The 18,449-nt window shown below is 45.4% G+C and carries 13 protein-coding genes; 6 read left to right on the forward strand and 7 right to left on the reverse strand.

All coding sequences use genetic code 11. From position 1 onward, the window contains the following. Both BC349_RS04900 and BC349_RS04905 read right to left on the reverse strand, forming a co-directional pair. A complete protein-coding gene (locus BC349_RS04900) occupies positions 1-3,096 on the reverse strand; it encodes a SusC/RagA family TonB-linked outer membrane protein (protein WP_187255604.1) in 3,096 nt (1,031 codons plus the stop codon). Positions 3,097-3,177: 81 nt separating this feature from the next. Beyond that, positions 3,178-4,011 carry a family 16 glycosylhydrolase gene (locus tag BC349_RS04905; RefSeq protein ID WP_187255605.1) on the reverse strand — a complete coding sequence of 278 codons (834 nt, stop codon included), beginning with the start codon at positions 4,009-4,011 and terminating at the stop codon, positions 3,178-3,180. A gap of 310 nt (positions 4,012-4,321) precedes the next feature. On the opposite strand from BC349_RS04905, the gene BC349_RS04910 reads away from it, so the two are divergent. Both BC349_RS04910 and BC349_RS04915 read left to right on the forward strand, forming a co-directional pair. Next, positions 4,322-8,650 carry a two-component regulator propeller domain-containing protein gene (locus tag BC349_RS04910; protein ID WP_187255606.1) on the forward strand — a complete coding sequence of 1,443 codons (4,329 nt, stop codon included), beginning with the start codon at positions 4,322-4,324 and terminating at the stop codon, positions 8,648-8,650. A 94-nt stretch (positions 8,651-8,744) separates the two neighbouring features. Further along, positions 8,745-11,276, forward strand: coding sequence for a family 20 glycosylhydrolase (locus BC349_RS04915; protein ID WP_187255607.1), 2,532 nt, complete (start codon positions 8,745-8,747; stop codon positions 11,274-11,276). A gap of 20 nt (positions 11,277-11,296) precedes the next feature. Here the strand turns inward: BC349_RS04915 and BC349_RS04920 are convergent, their stop codons facing one another. Further along, on the reverse strand, positions 11,297-11,932 hold the full coding sequence (locus BC349_RS04920) for a deoxynucleoside kinase (RefSeq protein WP_187255608.1): 636 nt from the start codon (positions 11,930-11,932) through the stop codon (positions 11,297-11,299). 42 nt (positions 11,933-11,974) lie between these two features. Then, positions 11,975-12,982, reverse strand: coding sequence for a tryptophan--tRNA ligase (gene trpS / locus BC349_RS04925; protein ID WP_246456778.1), 1,008 nt, complete (start codon positions 12,980-12,982; stop codon positions 11,975-11,977). Between the two features lie 38 nt (positions 12,983-13,020). On the opposite strand from trpS, the gene gatC reads away from it, so the two are divergent. The 3 genes from gatC (at position 13,021) to BC349_RS04940 (ending at position 14,652) form a co-directional block, all read left to right on the forward strand. Continuing rightward, positions 13,021-13,311, forward strand: a complete 291-nt coding sequence (gatC, locus tag BC349_RS04930; protein WP_187255609.1) for an Asp-tRNA(Asn)/Glu-tRNA(Gln) amidotransferase subunit GatC — start codon at positions 13,021-13,023, stop codon at positions 13,309-13,311. A gap of 1 nt (position 13,312) precedes the next feature. Continuing rightward, positions 13,313-14,026, forward strand: a complete 714-nt coding sequence (locus tag BC349_RS04935; RefSeq protein WP_222840072.1) for an ABC transporter ATP-binding protein — start codon at positions 13,313-13,315, stop codon at positions 14,024-14,026. Positions 14,027-14,091: 65 nt separating this feature from the next. Continuing rightward, the gene (locus tag BC349_RS04940) at positions 14,092-14,652 is read left to right on the forward strand and encodes a cob(I)yrinic acid a,c-diamide adenosyltransferase (RefSeq protein ID WP_187255610.1); all 561 of its coding nucleotides are present in this window, start codon (positions 14,092-14,094) and stop codon (positions 14,650-14,652) included. A 7-nt stretch (positions 14,653-14,659) separates the two neighbouring features. On the opposite strand, the gene BC349_RS04945 is transcribed toward BC349_RS04940, so the two are convergent. Continuing rightward, complete coding sequence (locus BC349_RS04945) at positions 14,660-15,319, reverse strand: ABC transporter ATP-binding protein (RefSeq protein ID WP_187255611.1); 660 nt, start codon at positions 15,317-15,319, stop codon at positions 14,660-14,662. A 120-nt stretch (positions 15,320-15,439) separates the two neighbouring features. On the opposite strand from BC349_RS04945, the gene BC349_RS04950 reads away from it, so the two are divergent. Further along, on the forward strand, positions 15,440-15,661 hold the full coding sequence (locus tag BC349_RS04950; protein ID WP_039131553.1) for a DUF2795 domain-containing protein: 222 nt from the start codon (positions 15,440-15,442) through the stop codon (positions 15,659-15,661). A 103-nt stretch (positions 15,662-15,764) separates the two neighbouring features. Here BC349_RS04950 and BC349_RS04955 read toward each other — a convergent pair whose 3' ends face one another. Both BC349_RS04955 and recN read right to left on the reverse strand, forming a co-directional pair. Then, a complete protein-coding gene (locus BC349_RS04955) occupies positions 15,765-16,580 on the reverse strand; it encodes an enoyl-ACP reductase FabI (protein WP_187255612.1) in 816 nt (271 codons plus the stop codon). 49 nt (positions 16,581-16,629) lie between these two features. Further along, entirely contained in the window at positions 16,630-18,285 is a 1,656-nt protein-coding gene (gene recN / locus BC349_RS04960; RefSeq protein WP_187255613.1) for a DNA repair protein RecN, read from the reverse strand. Positions 18,286-18,449 lie beyond the last annotated feature (164 nt).

Below are 18,449 nucleotides of genomic sequence, written 5' to 3' on the forward strand. Positions count from 1 at the left end.
TCAGAAGTTTAATTTGGCACCGAAAAGAATCATTTTATTTACCGGATAAGCATTGAAATCCAATCCCCTGGCAACATTCTGGTTTTGAGATGTACTGTTCACCAGGTTGCCAACTTCAGGATCAACTCCTGAATATTTGGTCCAGGTAATCGGATTCTGTGCATTCACATACAGATGGAGAACGGAAACTCCAATTCGTTTGGTCAGCCGCTCTGGAATGGTATATCCCAAGGTGATATTTTTAATACGGAGGAAATCAGAACTTTCAACAAATCTTGAATTCACCCAGCCGCCATGTGCGTTGCCATAAAAGCCTTTGGCGGGAATAGATCCTCCGGTATTTGTCATTGACCAGGTATCGGTTACCAGTTGAGCGAGACCATTACCAGAAGAAATCGGGTTGAGCATATCCTCTTTTTGAATGTTAACCAGTTTACCGCCTGCCTGACCCTGCATTACAATATCCAGCTCAAAGCCCTTATAGGAGAAGCTATTGGTGAAACCATAGTTGACCTTTGGCACGCCAACGCCCAGGACAACTCTGTCTTCCGCGCTTACGATTCCATCGCCATTCACATCGACAAACTTAGGATCGCCTGGTTCGGCATTAGGGTGTGTGGTGGTGAGAACCGGATCTTTGTCCTGAATGATACCGTCATACAGATAACCGTATATTGAGCCGATAGGCTGACCCACACGGATAATAAAAGGAGTTTCAAAACTTGCAGCTCCATCGGGTTTGAATGAACCTACATATATATCCGAATTATTTGTTCCGAGTGATGTGACCTTGTTATTATTCCTGGCATAGGAAAACGTACTTTTCCAGGTAAATCCTTTTGAACGGATATTGGTGGTTTGCAGGAAGAGTTCAAAACCTTTATTGGACACTTCCCCTGAATTTCCGAAACGGGTTTCAAATCCGGTGGAGGGAGAAATACTTCTGTCCAGCAGAAGGTCCTTCGTTACTTTGGTATAATAATCAGCCTGCAGTAAAATCCGGTCATTCAGGAAACCCAGGTCAAGTCCGAGGTTAAAGGAATTGGTTTGCTCCCATTTCAGGTCGGGGTTGGAAAGCCTGGTAATAGCAAGACCGCTGAGAGTAGATACCCCGTCAAATGTATACTTGGTAGAATTATTACCGGAAAATGTTGCCAGTGAGATACCGGAATTGATCCTGTCGTTACCTGTAATACCATAACTGGCGCGCAGCTTACCTGTTCTGAACAAGCCCATATCCTTAATCATATTTTCTTCGGAAAAGTTCCAGGCTATCGCTGCAGAAGGGAAATATCCAAGTTTATTATTATTTCCGAAAACTGAAGAACCATCGATGCGGTAGGTACCGGTAAAGATATATTTGTTATTGTAGTCATAGTCTATCCTTCCAAACCAGCTTTTACGTTTAACCAATGCTTTTCCGGAATATGCAGAGAACTGCTGAGCCATGGCCAGATTATTATAGCCAAGTTCATCACTGCTGAAACTGGTGGCGGTTGTACCCACTTCCTTGTAGGTGAAATTCTGCAGGTTGTATCCTGCCATGAGTTTGAAATTATTTTCCGCCACCCTGAATGAATAATGTGCAGTGGGGTTGAGGATCAGGTCGCGTTCATCCAGATTCGTCACAGAGGCTATGCCTTTTGTACCTACGGCGTTTGGAACGGTAGAAGGTGCAAAATAGTTTACTTCAGTGCGCGACATATCTGCCCCGGCATCAGCCTGAAGAAAGAGTCCCTTAATGAGTTCATAATTCAGTGTGTAATAAGCCTGGGTTCTGAAGGTTGAATTTTCCCTGTCTTCTGCTTCAAAGAAGTGGAGCGGGTTCTGGGCATCCCTGGTGGGAGGCACACCGCTGTCAAAAGTTGAAGCCGGATTGGCTTTCAATACCTGTTTCAGGAAACCGTTAATGGTAGATGGTGCAAGAGGGAGGTCATTTTGTATTCCCATATTACCGAATACGCGTGCTGACATTTTTAGTTTATCATTCACGGTATGGTTGATATTTACCCTTGCACCGATTCGCTTGTAGTTGGAATGCACTACCACCCCGGCCTGGTCCAGGTAATCAAAACTTGCAAAAATATTGGTCTTAGCGCTTCCGCCTTCAAAGCTGATATTGTGGCTCTGCACCTGGGCGGTGCGGAATACCTCGTTCTGCCAGTCTGTTCCCAGCATTCCTTTTTGCAATGAATCAAGTCTTCCATCCGAATAGGGGGGTGTATTCCCTTCCTGCCGGGCAATTGCATTGATGCGCAGTGCATTTTGATGGCCATTCATCAGTTCATAGCGGCTGATCACTTTCTGGAAGCCCGTATAACTGTGAAAGTTCAGGTTACTCTTTCTGGCCGATCCGCTTTTGGTGGTGATAAGGATTACTCCATTTGCACCTCTCGCACCATAAATGGCCGTGGAAGCAGCGTCTTTCAGGATAGTAATGGTTGCAACGTCATCGGGGTTCAGGGAATAGCCGACACGGTCTGCCACCGGAAATCCGTCAATTACGTATAATGGTTCACTGTTAGCATTAAGCGAGTTGGTACCCCTGATCCGGATGGAAAGGCTCGCACCCGGCGTACCATTATTTTGGGTAACCTGAACACCTGCCGCCCTTCCCTGAAGCATGTTTGCCATTGAAAGAGACGACTTGTTCAACTCTTCAGATGTCAGCGTTACAGCGGAGCCGGTAAACTGGCTTTTCTTTTTCAGGCCGTATCCAACGACCATTACATCATCCAATTGGGTGACCGCTCTTTCCAGTGATATATTCAGGCTCCGCTGATTTCCGACCGCAATTTCCCTGGATGAATAGCCGACCATGGAAAATACAATCTTTGTCCCCGGAGTTGCATTGATTCTGAAGGTACCGGCCTCATTTGTGGTGGTACTAATATTGGTTCCCTTAACCGTCACCGTTACTCCCTGCAGGGGCTGATTACCTTCTCCGGTAACAGTTCCCGTAATGCCCTGCTGCTGGTAAGCTCCAACCCCGGCAGGCCCTTCGGCCTCACTGGTATTGCTCGCATTCGCCAGTAGGTTTCCGGAAAGTAATACAGGTACTGCCTGTATCAATAATAGCCGAATCACTGCATTCATGCCCGCAGGACCGGTTTTTTTGTGGTAACATTTTATCATATTTCTATCCATTTATTGTGTGCGGTTTTAAAATTCCGGTCATTAGCGGCGCCGATCACCCTTTTCATTGAACTCTGTTATCCTGATCCAGTCCACATACATATAATCCGTATCAAAATCCGGACGAGCGACCCAGTGCGGGAACCAGATTCCGATCCAGAAAGCCGATGCATTGTCCGGAACCATCTCCTCTGTGGCATGCATGAGTTTGTTATCGAAATACCATTCAATGCGGGGTTTTGACGAATCTCCACCGGTATGCCATTCAAAGCGGTAGAGGTGGTATTGCCCGTCGGCCTGGTCACCAAAATATTTATCAGCATTCCGGTGCCTTTCTGTGCTTACCCCCCTCCAATTTGTCATCAGGCCCCAACTGAGGTCAGAGTCAGACGGTCCATTAGGTGCCTGATTCCTTCCCGGAAACTCAAAATCTATTTCATGATTTACGGTATCATTCTTATAATAGTATGTCCAGAATGCGGAAAGGGCACCCGGCTGGGGACAAATTTTGGCCCTTACTTCATAACTGCCGGAAGCAAACTTCCTTTTGGAATAAACAGCACCACCTACCCTGTTTTTCTCGCCGTGCCCCCAAATTGGTCCCTTGTAATAATTACCATGGGCACGGACAACCAGGTTGCCATCCTGTACAAATACATTCTCAGGTATAACACCGCCATGTGTTCCCTTTGAAAGGTTCTCGCCCCATTTGGCATTTGCTTTCTTCCAGTATTTGCGATCCAGTTTTTTTCCATTGAAATCGTCAAAAAAACTTTGGGACCGACTTTCCAGTGTTCCCGCCAACATTATCAGAACCAATAAAATGGGTTTCAACTTTTGTTTCTTATCCATGTCGATGGTAAACTTGTATTGCACTTAAAATGATTTTACAAGGTTACCTTTTAAGCAATCCCTTCCTGTTTCCTATAGTCCGGATTTCAGGTAATCCTGTACTAATCCGGCCTTTCAGGCCTTTTCCCATACATGAACAGAGATACTTTCTACAGAAAAACTCTTAAGGAAGGAACATGGAATAAAAATTCGAACCGGCACATTATGGTATTATTGTATATAAGGATTTACCCAAAAAGGCCTGCCGTCAATTTTTATTTCCGAAGAGAATTGTCAATATCTATGAATTAATGATAACTTTCTGACGAGCATAACTTTCTAATGCAATCACACTATGAATCGCAGGTGGTTACTTCTTTTCTTTTACTTCGCAGTTTTCCATTTACCGGTTTCAGGCCAGTGGAACCAGTTGAAATTCAGGCAGCTTGGTGCAAACGATGGTTTGTCGGGTAGTCTTGTCCAATATATTTACGAAGACAACCAGGGGTTTATGTGGTTTGGCACGCGCGAAGGACTCTGTAAATACGATGGCTATAAATTCACCATTTTCAAGAGAAGCCTCCATAATAAGAATACAATTAACTGGAATAATGTAATGGCGGTGCAGCAAGACAGCAACAAACTGCTCTGGATTGCCACCACTGAGGGAGGGGTCAACATACTTGACCTTAACAAGGACCAGTTTCAGCAGGTTAATGATTTATTACCACCGGGAAAAGAAATCAGTAAGTATCTTTTGTGCCTTTTCAAGGACAAAAACGAGAATATATGGATAGGCAGCAGTGAAAGCAGCCTGTATGTTGTTAATCCATCCACAGGCCTGTATCGTCAATACAATTTTGGTTCATCTGTCTCTGTGATCACGGAAGATTTCAGCGGCAATATTTGGATTGGCACAGTGAATAACGGTATTATAGTCCTGGATAAAAAAGGAAATCCCACACGATCATTCAGCAGAAAACAAGGAAATGGTGCCGGCCTTACGGATGATCACATCAAATTCCTTTTTGAGGACAGCAAAAAAACAATGTGGGTGGGCACCTATGGAGGCGGGCTGAACCAGTTTGACCGGAAAGGCGGGAGTTTCAGGGAGATCAACCTGGAAAATAACAGGAATAGTTCCGTCCACAAATTCCTTTTGTGTATTGAAGAAGATAAGACCGGCAACCTGTGGATTGGTACTGAAAATGCCGGTTTACAAATATACAATCCGGGTTCCGGCACTACGATCCCCTATCTCCATTATGACAATGACAACACCAGCATTGGCAGCAACACCATAAATTGTATCAGCCGCGATTCCAAGGGCAATATGTGGATCGGCACTTCTAATGCCGGAATATCAATGGTAAGTATTGATGAAGTGCGCTTTACTCATTACAGAAATTTTTCAAACAAAAACAGTCTCTCCAATAATATTGTAAATACTATTTATGAGGACCAGGCACACAGGATCTGGATCGGAACAGATGGCGGCGGGCTGAACCTGTTCAACCCTGTAACCGGTAACTTCAGTTCCTTCAGGCACAAACCGGGAAATAAATCAAGTATCTGCGGCAATTATGTATTGAGCATCGCTGAGGATTCTGAAAAAAATCTGTGGCTGGGAACCTGGGGGGATGGCATTACGGTATTTAACTATGAAACAAACCGATTCAATCATTTCCGGCATGATCCATCTGATCCCGGAAGCCTGAGCAGTAATTATGCCTTCACCATTTTCAGGGACAGCCGGAACAGGATATGGGTGGGCACTTATGGGGAGGGGTTGAACCTGTATGACGGTAAATCAGGAAAATTTATCCGGTTTAAAAATGATAGCAGGCCCCGCAACTACATCAGCAGCAATCATATTCTGTCGATACAGGAGGACCGGAAAGGAAATCTGTGGATTGGTACCGACGGTGGAGGGCTGAACAAATTCAATGAAGCGGACCAAAGCTTTTCTGTATTTACCACAACCGTAGGTTCATATGCTAAAGGAAGTGAAAAACTAAGTAATAACAGCGTTACCTCCATTTGGGAAGACGGGAATGGTCTCCTCTGGATTGGCACCAACTCCGGATTGAATCGTTTTGATCCGGTAACACGTCAAAATAAAACCTACTTCTCTGAGAACGGCCTGGCCAATGATGCCATTGGTGCTGTTTTGGGAGATCGGGAAGGAAATCTTTGGATCAGTACCAATAAAGGAATAAGTAAACTGGCTATCCAAACCGGTCATTTCGAAAATTTTACCACCGCAGACGGACTGCAGGCGGATGAATTCAAGTATGCCAGATGTATGGATCACGAAGGCAGGATATATTTTGGCGGGAGGAACGGTTTTAATGTTTTTTCGCCGGATAAAATCAATGCCATACCATATGATCCGCCACTTTACTTTACCAATTTCCAGTTATTCAATAAGGATATCAGGGTGGCTAAAGATAAAGAAGACCCCTCGCCCCTTAAATCGGTCATTTCCATGACCGACAAAATTGTTCTATCCTACAAACAATCATCTTTTTCGTTTGAATTCGCCTCCCTGAACTATACAGATGCCGGGAAAAAGCAATATTCTTATAAGTTGGAAGGTTACGATGATGAATGGCAGAACCTCGGGACCAGGAACAGCCTTACCTATACCAACCTGGATCCCGGCAAATACACGCTAAAAGTAAAGGGGTTAAAAAATGACCAGAAATGGTCTGACAAAGCAACGCAGGTGGAATTGATCATCACCCCACCCTTCTGGAATACCTGGGCATTTAAGATAGGCATGGTACTGCTACTGGCAGGGTGTATTTCGGCATTCTTTCATTACCGGATAAATTCGGTTAAAAAAAGAAACAGGCAACTCGAAAAAAAGGTGGAATTAAGGACAAAGCAACTTTCAGAAACGAATGTTTATTTGCTTGAAAGCAATGAAAAAATTAACCAGCAAAAAGAGCACCTTGAAAATGTGAATAAGGAGATTGTCAGGAAAACGGACCGAATATTACAGCAGCAGGAGCAAATCCTTACCCAGAACCAGCAACTCGAAACGACTGTAAGTAAACTTGAAGCCAGTAACAACACGAAAGACAGGTTTTTTTCCATTCTGGCACATGACCTTAAAAATCCAATCGCTGCCATCAACGGGCTGGCAGATTTACTGAAATCAAGACTACCCAGCCTGAATCAGGAAGAGATATCAAACTATATAAATAATATCAGCAAATCGTCCGGCTCAGTTCATAACCTGGTAATGAACCTCCTGGACTGGGCAAGGACACAGTCTGACAGCCTTTATTATAAACCGGATGACCTGAATATCCACGAACTGGTACTCAAAAACATTTTCCTGGCGCAGGCTCAGATGACGAATAAAAACATACAATGCCGGGTGGATATCGAAAACACCCATACTATATATGCAGATTACCAGATGATCAATACCGTTATAAGAAACATCTTAAGTAACAGCATTAAATTTACCCCGGCTTCCGGCAGCATTGTCATTAAATCTGAGGCGAGGGAGAATGAAATAGCCATCATCATCAGCGATACCGGAGTAGGTATGCTGCCCCAAATGATTGAAAATCTTAAAAATGCCAGCAGCCAGGGATCGATAGGAACGGCAGGTGAAACCGGAACCGGACTAGGTCTGCAGATTAGTATGGACTTTATCAGGGTGAACCATGGTTCCCTGGACATTGAAAGCATGCCGGGTAAAGGCTCTGTATTTACCATCAGGCTTCCAAAATCCTTACGAATTGTAAATCCCCCGGAAGCTATCCTGACCAGGCAGAAAGAAACCACGGAAGAATGGGCTCCGCAACAACAACAGTCCAATATTCCGGAAACTGAATTCCAGTTGCCAGAACTTCAGCGGAAGGTACTCAAGGGTAAGAGGATACTGATAGTGGACGACAACCCTGATGTGAGAAACTACCTGAAAATTTTACTTTCCAGTGTATTTGAAATTGATGAAGCCACCAACGGACAGGACGGGTTAAAAATTGCGATCTCTTCCCAGCCCGACCTGATCATCAGTGACCTGATCATGCCCGTGATGAATGGAATCGAATTTTGCCAGCAGGTGAAAAACAATATACTGACAAGTCATATTCCCTTACTGATGCTTACAGGTGAAACTACCGAAAAAAGCCAGGTGTCGGGATATGAAGCTGGAGCAGACATTTATCTCACCAAACCCGTCAACAGCCAGATCATCTTTAATGTGATCTATAACCGGATCAAAAACCAGGAAAAGATCAGGAACAAATTCATTGTCACTGAACAGCTCATTCCGGATGAAATTGATTTTAATAAATCAGACAAGGAATTCCTGGAAAAAATGAGCCTGTTTATAGAAGAAAACCTGGACCAGACTGATTTGGATTATAAAAAATTAAGCGAGCATGCTGCTATGAGCCGGACAGTTCTTTATTCAAAATTTAAAACACTCACGGGCATGGGCGTTCATGATTTTATCAAAAACCTTCGACTCAAGAAGGCCCTGAAATTACTGCAGGAAGGCAGGATGAATATTACCCAAATCGCTTACGAAGTTGGTTTTGCCACCCCCTCCTATTTCTCAAAGAGTTTTGCCAAACAATATAAACTTTCCCCCAAAGAGTATGTACTGACATTGAAAAGCAATGCAGAAAACATTAATAATTCAATTAATAACCATTAAAGTAAAGCAGCTGTTTCATTCACCATAAGTACCAGATTACACAATTTCAGGATTATGGGAAAGCCGGAGCATGCAAAACTGACTATTCTTGTACATGACAAATCCTGTAATACTCACCCTGAAGCGTTTATACACTACTGTTATATACTTCGGTCTTTCTGTATCAGTAACCAATGGCCAGCATAAAGCCGTCATTGCAGAAAGCAGACTGGTCTGTGAATGGACCATTGATGACAGGGATTCTGTTCCTGATCCCCTGTTCAACCTGAGAAATACCGGCACTGAGGCACTCCGTCAGTCTGGCTGGAAGATATATTTCAATTCCATCAAAAAGCCTTTCCTTGCCGGCCCCGATACCGCTGCCTATCACCTCAGGCAGGTGAACGGTGATCTTTTTGTCTTAACGGCAGGGAAAAAATTCCCGGTACTCCATCCAGGTCATGCAAGTACCATTAGGATCCGTATTCCTGGCATAAGGAACTATACAGAACTTCCGGCCGGATTTTATATCGTATTTGATGCCTCACCGGAAAAAGGTATTCCGATAAAGAATATCAGTAAGGAAAATTTCAGTACAGAGTATAGTATTGCGCAGGCCACTTACAGAAAAAACGAACAACAGGTACCTGTTTCCTACAACCAGCTTTCACCGGTATTTCCAACTCCGCTTAAGTACACCAAAGGAAATGGGAGTTTTGCAATCACCAGAAATATTCCGATAATATCTCCCCAAGAATTTTCCAACGAAACTGCGCTACTTGTTGCTGACCTTCAATCGATTTTGGGGGCAGTGCCCGGGGTCAGGGAAACCGGGTCGGGACCGGCAATATATTTAAGAAAAGGAAACCAGCCGAAAGGCGGGTATCACCTGAAAGCAGACAAAACAGGCGTACACATTTCCGCATCCGGACCGGAAGGGATTTTTTACGGGATTCAATCATTAAAGTCAATGTTCCCTGCCAAAGTGTGGAAAGAACACCAGAACCTGATAGAAATTCCGGAAGTGGATATAGAAGATGCTCCAAGATTCGGTCACAGGGCATTATTGCTGGACGTGGCGCGGAACTTCCAGTCAAAAGATAAAATCCTGAAATTATTGGACCTGCTGGCGTTGTACAAATTAAACGTGCTGCACCTGCACCTGATTGATGACGAAGGCTGGAGACTGGAAATTCCCGGCTTACCCGAACTCACAGAAGTGGGGTCCAGGCGCGGACACAGCACTGATAAATTCACTATGCTGCCCCCCTCCTATGGTTCCGGGCCCGACAGTACAAATCCTTTTGGATCCGGATTCTACAGCAGAAAGGACTTTATTGAAATATTGCGATATGCAACTGCAAGGCATATAAAAGTGATTCCGGAAATTGAAAGTCCGGGTCATGCGAGAGCAGCGATCATATCCATGGATGCCAGATACTACAGATATATAAATCAGGGAATGAAGAAAGAAGCAGAACAATACCTGTTAAGGGACATCCCGGACAGTTCCAGTTATCAGTCGGTACAAGGATGGAGAGATAATGTAATGAACCCTGCCATTCCTTCTACCTACAGGTTTATCAGCAAAGTAACAGGAGAGATTGTAAAAATGTACCGGGAAGCAGCGGCACCGATTGAAACTATTCATATGGGAGGAGATGAGGTGCCTGAAGGGGTATGGGAGAAATCACCAGCCGTTCATCAACTGCTGAAAGAAAACAGGAGCATTGGAAACAGCTACGATCTGTGGAAATATTATTTCTCCAAAGTAAATGAGATATTAAAGAGCCATGCGATAAAGCTCTATGGCTGGGAAGAAATCGGACTTAAAAGAATCGGAAAAAGGAAATGGGTGGTAGACAGTACTGTGGCAGATAGGAAATACCAGGTAGATGTCTGGAATAATATTATAGGAACCGGTGCCGAAGACCTTGCTTACAGGATGGCAAATGCCGGATTCAGGGTAGTGCTTTCGAATGTAACCAACCTGTATTTCGACATGGCCAGTAATGCCAGTTTTTTTGAACATGGCATGAATTGGGGCGGATTTGTGGACATTGATAAACCATTTTATTTCATTCCTTACAACTATTACCTCACCACCGTTGAAGATGATTTGGGCAGAAAAGTTTCGCCGGATGTATTTAACGGTAAGAAATCCCTGAACCATTCCGCAAGGCAGCATATTGTCGGATTACAGGGCGCCTTGTGGTCGGAAACAATTACAAAAGAAGAAAGCTTTGAATATTTGTTGTTGCCCAAACTGCTTGGACTGGCAGAAAGGGCCTGGGCGGGAGATCCGGCCTGGACCAGCCAAAAAGATTCCATACTGCAGGGCAATGAATACCGGCAGGCCTGGTCAGTATTTACCAGCCAGATTGGGCTGAAAGAATTTGCCAGGCTGGATTATTATCGCGGAGGATTCAGGTATAGAATTCCGGAACCGGGGGTTGAATGCCGTAACGGGCTGGTGATGGCAAATGTTCAGTATCCCGGACTCATCATCCGATATACCACTGACGGATCAGAGCCTGACGCTTCAAGTCCGGAATATGTTGAACCGCTCCGGAAAAAAGGAACAATCATCCTGAAGGTATTTAACCAGGCAGGGCGATCTGGCAAAAAAGTTATCCTGAAGAATTAGACACTCCCTGCTATCACCTATCAGAACAAACCGTATAACTGGGCGTCGACCTTGGTGATGATCTCACCGAGGTCTTCGTCTTTTTCTGCGAATTTGTTTTTGTCTACGTCAATAACCAGTAAAGGGCCTTCCTTATAGGTTTCTATCCACTTGTTATAAAAGTCGTTCAGGCGTTTGAGGTAGTCGAGCCTGATATTCTCTTCGTATTCGCGGCCGCGTTTTTGAATTTGGCCAACAAGTGTGGGTACCGATGCCTGCAGGTAGATCATCAGGTCTGGTGGTTGCACCATTGTTTTCAATGTCTGGAAAAACAGGAAATAGTTATCGTAATCGCGTTTGCTCATCAATTGCATTTCGTGCAGGTTGGGCGCGAAAATATGTGCGTCTTCGTAAATGGTGCGATCCTGTATAACGGTTTCGGTTCCACGATGAATATCCAGTATCTGGTTGATACGGCTGTTCAGGAAATAGATTTGAAGGTTGAAGCTCCACCTGGGCATATCCTCATAGAAATCATTCAGGTAGGGATTATGGTCCACATCTTCAAACTGTGGAATCCATTTATAGTGTTTGCTCAGCATTTCGGTGAGGGTGGTCTTACCAGCACCGATATTCCCGGCAACCGCAATATGCTTAGGTTTTTTTCCTTTGGCCATGATAATTATCCTGTTGTTAGCAGGTCTTTCAATATAGGGAAATTAATAGTATTTCAGTCCAATCGCTTCTCTAACTTTTTCCATAGTGGCAGCTGCACTTTTCCGGGCTTTTTCGGCCCCCATTTCCATGATCCGGCGAAGGTATTGTTCATCATTCCGGATACTCTCGGTCTTCTCGCGGATCGGCCTGATGAAATTCACCATATCTTCTGCCAGCTGTTTTTTCATGTCGCCATAGCGGATTGCAGCATTGTTGTAGTCAGATGTAAATTTCTCCACCACATCCGGTGCGCTGACCAGTTTCATGAGCAGGAAAATATTCTCGATATAATCCGGCATGGGTGTATTGGGTTCCGTGGGCCCCGCATCGGTTTTAGCCTTCATTACTTTCTTGCGAATCAGGTCATCTTCATCAGAGAGATAAAGGGTGGCGTATTGGTTCTCACTCTTGCTCATTTTACCAGCTCCATCGAGACTGGGTACTTTTACCAGTTCTTCCCCGAAGTTGAAAGCGAAAGCTTCCGGAAACACTTCTCCGTAGCGGTGATTGAAGCGGTTGCCAAAATTCCGGGTCATTTCCAGGTGCTGTTCCTGGTCTTTTCCTACCGGAACCAGGGAAGCGCGGTGCAAAAGGATATCCGCTGCCATCAGCACCGGGTAGGTCAGCAGACCAGCGTTGATATTATCGGGGTGTAATCTCGCCTTGTCTTTAAATGTGGTGGTTTTTTCCAGTTCTCCCTTGTAGGCCAGCATGTTCAGGATCAGGTATAACTCAGCCGTTTCATATACATGGCTCTGGCAATAGAGCGCTACTTTTTCGGGGTCCAGTCCGCAGGCGATGTTTTCCGCCAGCACCCGGTGAACATTCGATTTCAGTTCTTTGGTATCGGGATGGGTGGTCAGGGTATGAAGGTCCGCCACCATAAAATAGCATTCATATTCCTCCTGCATCCGTACATAATTACGGATGGCGCCGAAATAATTTCCGAGGTGAAGGAAACCGGTGCTCCGGATTCCGCTCATTACTACCGCTTTTTTTCCATTTTCCATAGCGCGGCGAAGATAAGAACCTTATTTTTGTTCATAGCATGGAACTGACAAATGATATGATCGGACAGCTTGCCAACCTGGCCAGGCTGGAATTTGATGAAAAGGACACTGCCCAGATCAGGGATGACCTGGCCCGGATGATTTCTTTTGTGGAGCAACTGCAGGAATTGGACACTGCGGGTGTAGAACCCCTTTTGCATATGACCGAAAACCTGGATGTGTTGCGGGCCGATGAAATTTCAGGTTCCATGGATCGGAAAACCGCGCTCGAAATCGCGCCGGACGCAGATCAGCAATATTTTTATGTGCCTAAAGTGATCAAAAAATAATATGTCGCAACCGATCATCCACCTTGAATCCATTGAAAAGAGCTATTATATGGGCAAACAGGCGATCCCGGTCTTAAAAGGGATTTCGCTAGACATTTTCAAAAACGAATATGTTGCCCTGATGGGACCATCCGGTTCGGGAAAGAGTACGCTGATGAATATCCTTGGATGTCTCGATTCGCCCACTTCGGGAAGGTATATCCTGAACGGGCAGGATGTGAGCACAATGGTAGATGATGAACTGGCGGCAGTCAGGAATAAGGAGATCGGATTCGTTTTCCAGCAGTTCAACCTGTTACCAAGGCTGACGGCTGCCGAAAACGTTGCACTTCCCCTCGTGTATGCCGGACTGCCCAAAAAACAACGCAATGAAATAGCGCTGGACGTGTTGAATAAAGTGGGACTGGCGGACAGGAGCCATCACAAGCCCAATGAAATGAGTGGTGGCCAGTGCCAACGGGTAGCCATTGCCAGGGCCCTTGTCAATAACCCATCCCTCATCCTTGCAGATGAGCCCACCGGTAACCTCGATTCCAAAACTTCAGCGGAAATCATGGACATTTTTGGTAAAATCCAGTCGTCCGGAAATACCGTGGTGCTGGTTACCCATGAAGAGGATATTGCCCACCATGCCCACCGGATTGTAAGGCTGAGGGACGGACTGATTGAAACGGATAAGCGCAATCCCCAGCCTTCCCTGGCCGGGATGCACTAAGAAATAGGCCATTTACGCAACAATGAGTTCAGTTTATTGTTGCATGACCAATTAGTTTCTACCTTATGGCACTTAAGATTTATACAAAAACCGGTGATGCCGGTAAAACCTCACTAATTGGCGGAACAAAAGTTCCCAAAAGCCATATCAGGATTGAGACCTATGGCACAGTGGATGAGCTGAATTCCTATATTGGCTTTTGTAATGACCTGCTTACAGATGAAGCATCGCGCCTGATGATGAGAGAGATTCAGGACCGGTTATTTACCATTGGCTCTTCCCTGGCATGTGATCCTGAGAAAGAAACCCTGATGAAGATACCCGACCTGAAAGAGTCTGATATCACCTTGCTGGAACAGGAAATCGACCGAATGAATGAAGGAATGCCCCAGATGCGATTTTTCATCTTACCAGGAGGGCACCAGGCTGTATCTTCCCTGCATATTGCCCGCTGTGTTTGTCGCCGGGCGGAAAGACATTGTGTTCACCTGCAACAGGAAAATCTTTTTGTAGAACCCCTTGTAATCAAATATCTCAACCGCCTGAGCGACTATATATTCGTACTCAGCCGATATACCGGCCATTTGCTTGGGGTGGAAGAAATTCCGTGGAAGCCGAGAGTTTAACCGGCATTCATATACCTGCAATCATCTTCCCGTCTTTCATATGCAGCACCCTGTCGCTCATTTGGGCGAGCTCTTCGTTGTGCGTAACGATCAGGAAGGTTTGGTTGAATTCACTTCTGAGGCTGAAAAATAAATCGTGGAGGTCGCGGGCATTGGCAGAATCGAGGTTTCCGGTGGGTTCATCGGCAAAGACGATCCGGGGATCATTGATCAGGGCCCTGGCCACAGCCACCCGCTGCTGTTCACCGCCTGACAGTGCCTGGGGCTTGTTATCAATCCGGTGGCCCAATCCCAGGTGCTTCAGCAATTTTTCCGCTCTTTCCTCCACTTCTTTTTTGGGCCTGTCTGCGATCCAGCCCGGGATACAAACATTTTCGAGTGCAGTAAACTCCGGCAATAGATGGTGAAACTGGAAAACAAAACCGATATACCGATTCCTGAATGCGGCAATTTGACGGTCGCTCAAATTGGTTATCATTGTGTTATTCAGGGTGATTTCGCCCTCGTCCGGCTTGTCAAGGGTGCCCAGGATATGCAGCAGGGTGCTCTTTCCAGCGCCGGAGGAACCTACAATACTTACAATTTCTCCGGGTTTAATATCTATGTCAACCCCCTTCAGTACCTGTACGGCACCATATTTCTTATGGATATTTCTAGCCTGCAGCATTCAAGTAAAATTCGCTCTAAGATATTTATACGAAGCAACAATATTAAGCGTTGTATTCCGAAAGGATTTGGAAATTTCGTTTTAACCCCTACATTTGCCGAAAATTTAAAACCACTACAGATGTTCTGGACTCTAGAATTGGCATCCTATCTGGAAGACGCTCCCTGGCCCGCCACCAAAGATGAACTGATCGACTATGCTATCCGCAGTGGTGCCCCCATTGAAGTGGTAGAAAACCTCCAGGAACTGGAAGATGAAGGTGAAATCTATGAGGGGATTGACGACATTTGGCCCGATTACCCTTCTCAGGAAGACTTCTTCTTCAATGAAGATGAATACTAGAATGGTGAATCGTGAAAGGTGAATCGTGAAGGGAGTCCCCCTGAAAATATTAAAAGCTACCATTCTGGTAGCTTTTTTTATATCATTCACTATTCACCATTCACTATTCCACCCCCAGTTTGGTCATCACTTCCATGCTGACTCCCGTTGTTGAATAACCGCCATCGTGGAAGAGATTCTGCATGGTAACCATGCGGGTAAGGTCAGAGAACAGTGTAATGCAATAGTTGGCACAGTCGTCTGCAGTTGCATTTCCGAGCGGTGCAATGGCGTTTGCATAATCGTAGAAATCTCCGAAACCCTTGATTCCGGTGCCAGCCGTGGTTTTGGTGGGTGACTGGGACAGGGTGTTGATACGCACTTTTTTCTGCATCCCATAGTGGTAACCAAAGCTGCGGGCAATGGACTCAAGCATGGCTTTGATATCAGCCATATCGGTATAGAAAGGATAGGTACGCTGTGCCGCCATATAGGTAAGGGCTACAACACTGCCCCACTCGTTCATGGCATCAAGTTTCCAGGCAACACTCAGCATTTTATGCAGCGACATAGCTGATACATCAATGCCTTTCTGGAAATAATCATAGTTCAGTTCGGGATAGGCGATGTTTTTACGGATGTTCACACTCATCCCGATTGAATGCAGGATAAAATCAATTTTACCACCCAGAACTTCCTGGGATTTGGTAAACAGGTGGGTCAGTTCGTCAATATTGGTGGCATCGGCGGGAATGATTTCAGAACCGGTTTTTTCAGCCAGCTTCTTGATTTCACCCATACGCATCGCGATTGGCGCATTGGTCAGCACAAAAGTCGCGCCTTCTTCATGGGCCTTTTCGGCAACCTTCCAGGCAATGGAATTTTCGTCAAGTGCTCCGGTAATGATTCCGCGTTTTCCTTTCAATAAATTATACGCCATATAACAAGTTTGAAGTTAAATTTTTGAAGTTAGAAGTTGGGCAAAACTACTATTTCATTATCATTTCACGTGCATTTTCCATGGCGGCGGCAGTTGGTTTTTCACCACTCAGCATTTGTGCAATAGCAGTAATTCGTTCCTCTCTGTCCAACTCACGTATATTGGTACTGATGGTTTTCCCGGCAGCCTGTTTGAAAACAAACAGGTGACGGTCGGCTTTACCTGCAATTTGTGGTTGGTGCGTAATACAAATCACCTGCCTTGCTGCGGCCAGTTCTTTCATGATCAGCCCAACCTGGCGGCTGGCCTCCCCCGATATACCTGTATCGATCTCATCAAAAATCAGTGTTGGCAGGTCAATTTTTCCTGCCACCAGTGATTTTATACAAAGCATCAGTCTGCTGAGTTCCCCTCCACTGGCAACCTTCCGGAGTGAAGAAAACTGATTGCTTTTATTACCATCAAACAGAAAATCAATGGCATCTGTACCACTAATGGAGGGTTCTGCAGGATCAAGCTGCACTTTCAATCTTGCATTGGGCATTCCCACCCTGGCGAGCAATTCGTTCACCTGCTTTTCCAGCGAGGGCACCTGTTTTTTCCTGGCAGCACTGATAGAATCTGCCAGGCGCAACATATCTGCTTCAGAGGCCTGAAGCTGTTTCTGCAAGGCAAGTATCTGATCATCCAGTTGCTCAATTGCCAACAGTTTCACCGAGAGTTCATCCATAAGAGCCAGTAACTCGCGGGTAGTCTGAACCCCATGCTTTTTCAGCAGGCGATAGCCCGTATTCAACCTTTCGTTTATCTCTTCAATGCGCCCGGCATCGTGACTGATTTTATCAGCCTGGTGCTCTGCTTCTTCAGCAATATCAGCCAGTTCAATATAACAGGCCTGAATCCTCGCAGACAAATCCGCGACAGCAGCCAATGGGTTGACAAATGGCTGAAGCTGCTGGTGCATTTGCTTTAAAACCTGCACCAGGGGTGTTTCCTGGCCTTTCAGGTGTTCATACACATTTGTCAGTGCCGATTTGATTCCTTCCGCACTGTTCAGAAGTTTAAGTTCATCTTCCAGGCCTTCCAGTTCATCGGGCTTAAACGAGGCTTCTTCCAGTTCGTTATACAAAAAGCGATGATAATCCTGTTCACGGTTGCTGTTATCTTTTCGTTCCTGCAATACTGTTAGTTCCCTCCGGGTATCCTGCCACGCGCGGAATGATTTACGGTACCTGGCAAGATTGTGCTCATTACCCGACATGGCGTCAACCACAGTCAGCTGGAAACCCGTATCGGCCAATGACAGCGTATCAAACTGGTGATGAAGGTCCACCAGCCGGCTGGTAAGGGCCTGTAATTGCCCCAGGGTTACCGGGGTATCATTGACGAATGCCCTTGATTTGCCATTTACGGCAATTTCCCTGCGGATCACCAACTCGGCATTGATATCAAGATCATTCTCCTCCAGGAAATGGATCACTCCCGGTTTATTTGATACGAGGAATACACCCTCTACAAAACATTTTTTATCCTTGTTCAGCACCATGCTGCTGTCGGCCCTTTCGCCCAGGATCAGGGAAAGCGCACCCATCAGGATGGATTTACCTGCACCTGTTTCACCTGTAATGATATTGAGCCCCGCGTCAAAGCGGATCACCAGGTCATCGATGATGGCATAATTTTGTATATGCAGTTCCTGCAACATATTCTGATATGAGGGGGCAATTTATGCAATTGGAAAATGCCTTTGGCAGAAGGGGCATAAATTAAGGGAAAAAACGGGGGCAATGGGGCAATGGGTCAATAAAAAAAGCTACCCGGTGGTAGCTTCCTATTACAAAGTCTTTCATCATTCACCATTCACCCATT

Source organism: Flavihumibacter stibioxidans, from assembly GCF_014332695.1.
GTDB lineage: Bacteria > Bacteroidota > Bacteroidia > Chitinophagales > Chitinophagaceae > Flavihumibacter > Flavihumibacter stibioxidans.

Coding starts and splice junctions, on each gene's coding strand:
- BC349_RS04900 (WP_187255604.1), bottom strand. CDS start 3,096: ATGAATGCAGTGATTCGGCTATTATTGATACAGGCAGTACCTGTATTA.
- BC349_RS04910 (WP_187255606.1), top strand. CDS start 4,322: ATGAATCGCAGGTGGTTACTTCTTTTCTTTTACTTCGCAGTTTTCCAT.
- BC349_RS04915 (WP_187255607.1), top strand. CDS start 8,745: ATGACAAATCCTGTAATACTCACCCTGAAGCGTTTATACACTACTGTT.
- BC349_RS04920 (WP_187255608.1), bottom strand. CDS start 11,932: ATGGCCAAAGGAAAAAAACCTAAGCATATTGCGGTTGCCGGGAATATC.
- trpS (WP_246456778.1), bottom strand. CDS start 12,982: ATGGAAAATGGAAAAAAAGCGGTAGTAATGAGCGGAATCCGGAGCACC.
- gatC (WP_187255609.1), top strand. CDS start 13,021: ATGGAACTGACAAATGATATGATCGGACAGCTTGCCAACCTGGCCAGG.
- BC349_RS04935 (WP_222840072.1), top strand. CDS start 13,313: ATGTCGCAACCGATCATCCACCTTGAATCCATTGAAAAGAGCTATTAT.
- BC349_RS04940 (WP_187255610.1), top strand. CDS start 14,092: ATGGCACTTAAGATTTATACAAAAACCGGTGATGCCGGTAAAACCTCA.
- BC349_RS04945 (WP_187255611.1), bottom strand. CDS start 15,319: ATGCTGCAGGCTAGAAATATCCATAAGAAATATGGTGCCGTACAGGTA.
- BC349_RS04950 (WP_039131553.1), top strand. CDS start 15,440: ATGTTCTGGACTCTAGAATTGGCATCCTATCTGGAAGACGCTCCCTGG.
- BC349_RS04955 (WP_187255612.1), bottom strand. CDS start 16,580: ATGGCGTATAATTTATTGAAAGGAAAACGCGGAATCATTACCGGAGCA.
- recN (WP_187255613.1), bottom strand. CDS start 18,285: ATGTTGCAGGAACTGCATATACAAAATTATGCCATCATCGATGACCTG.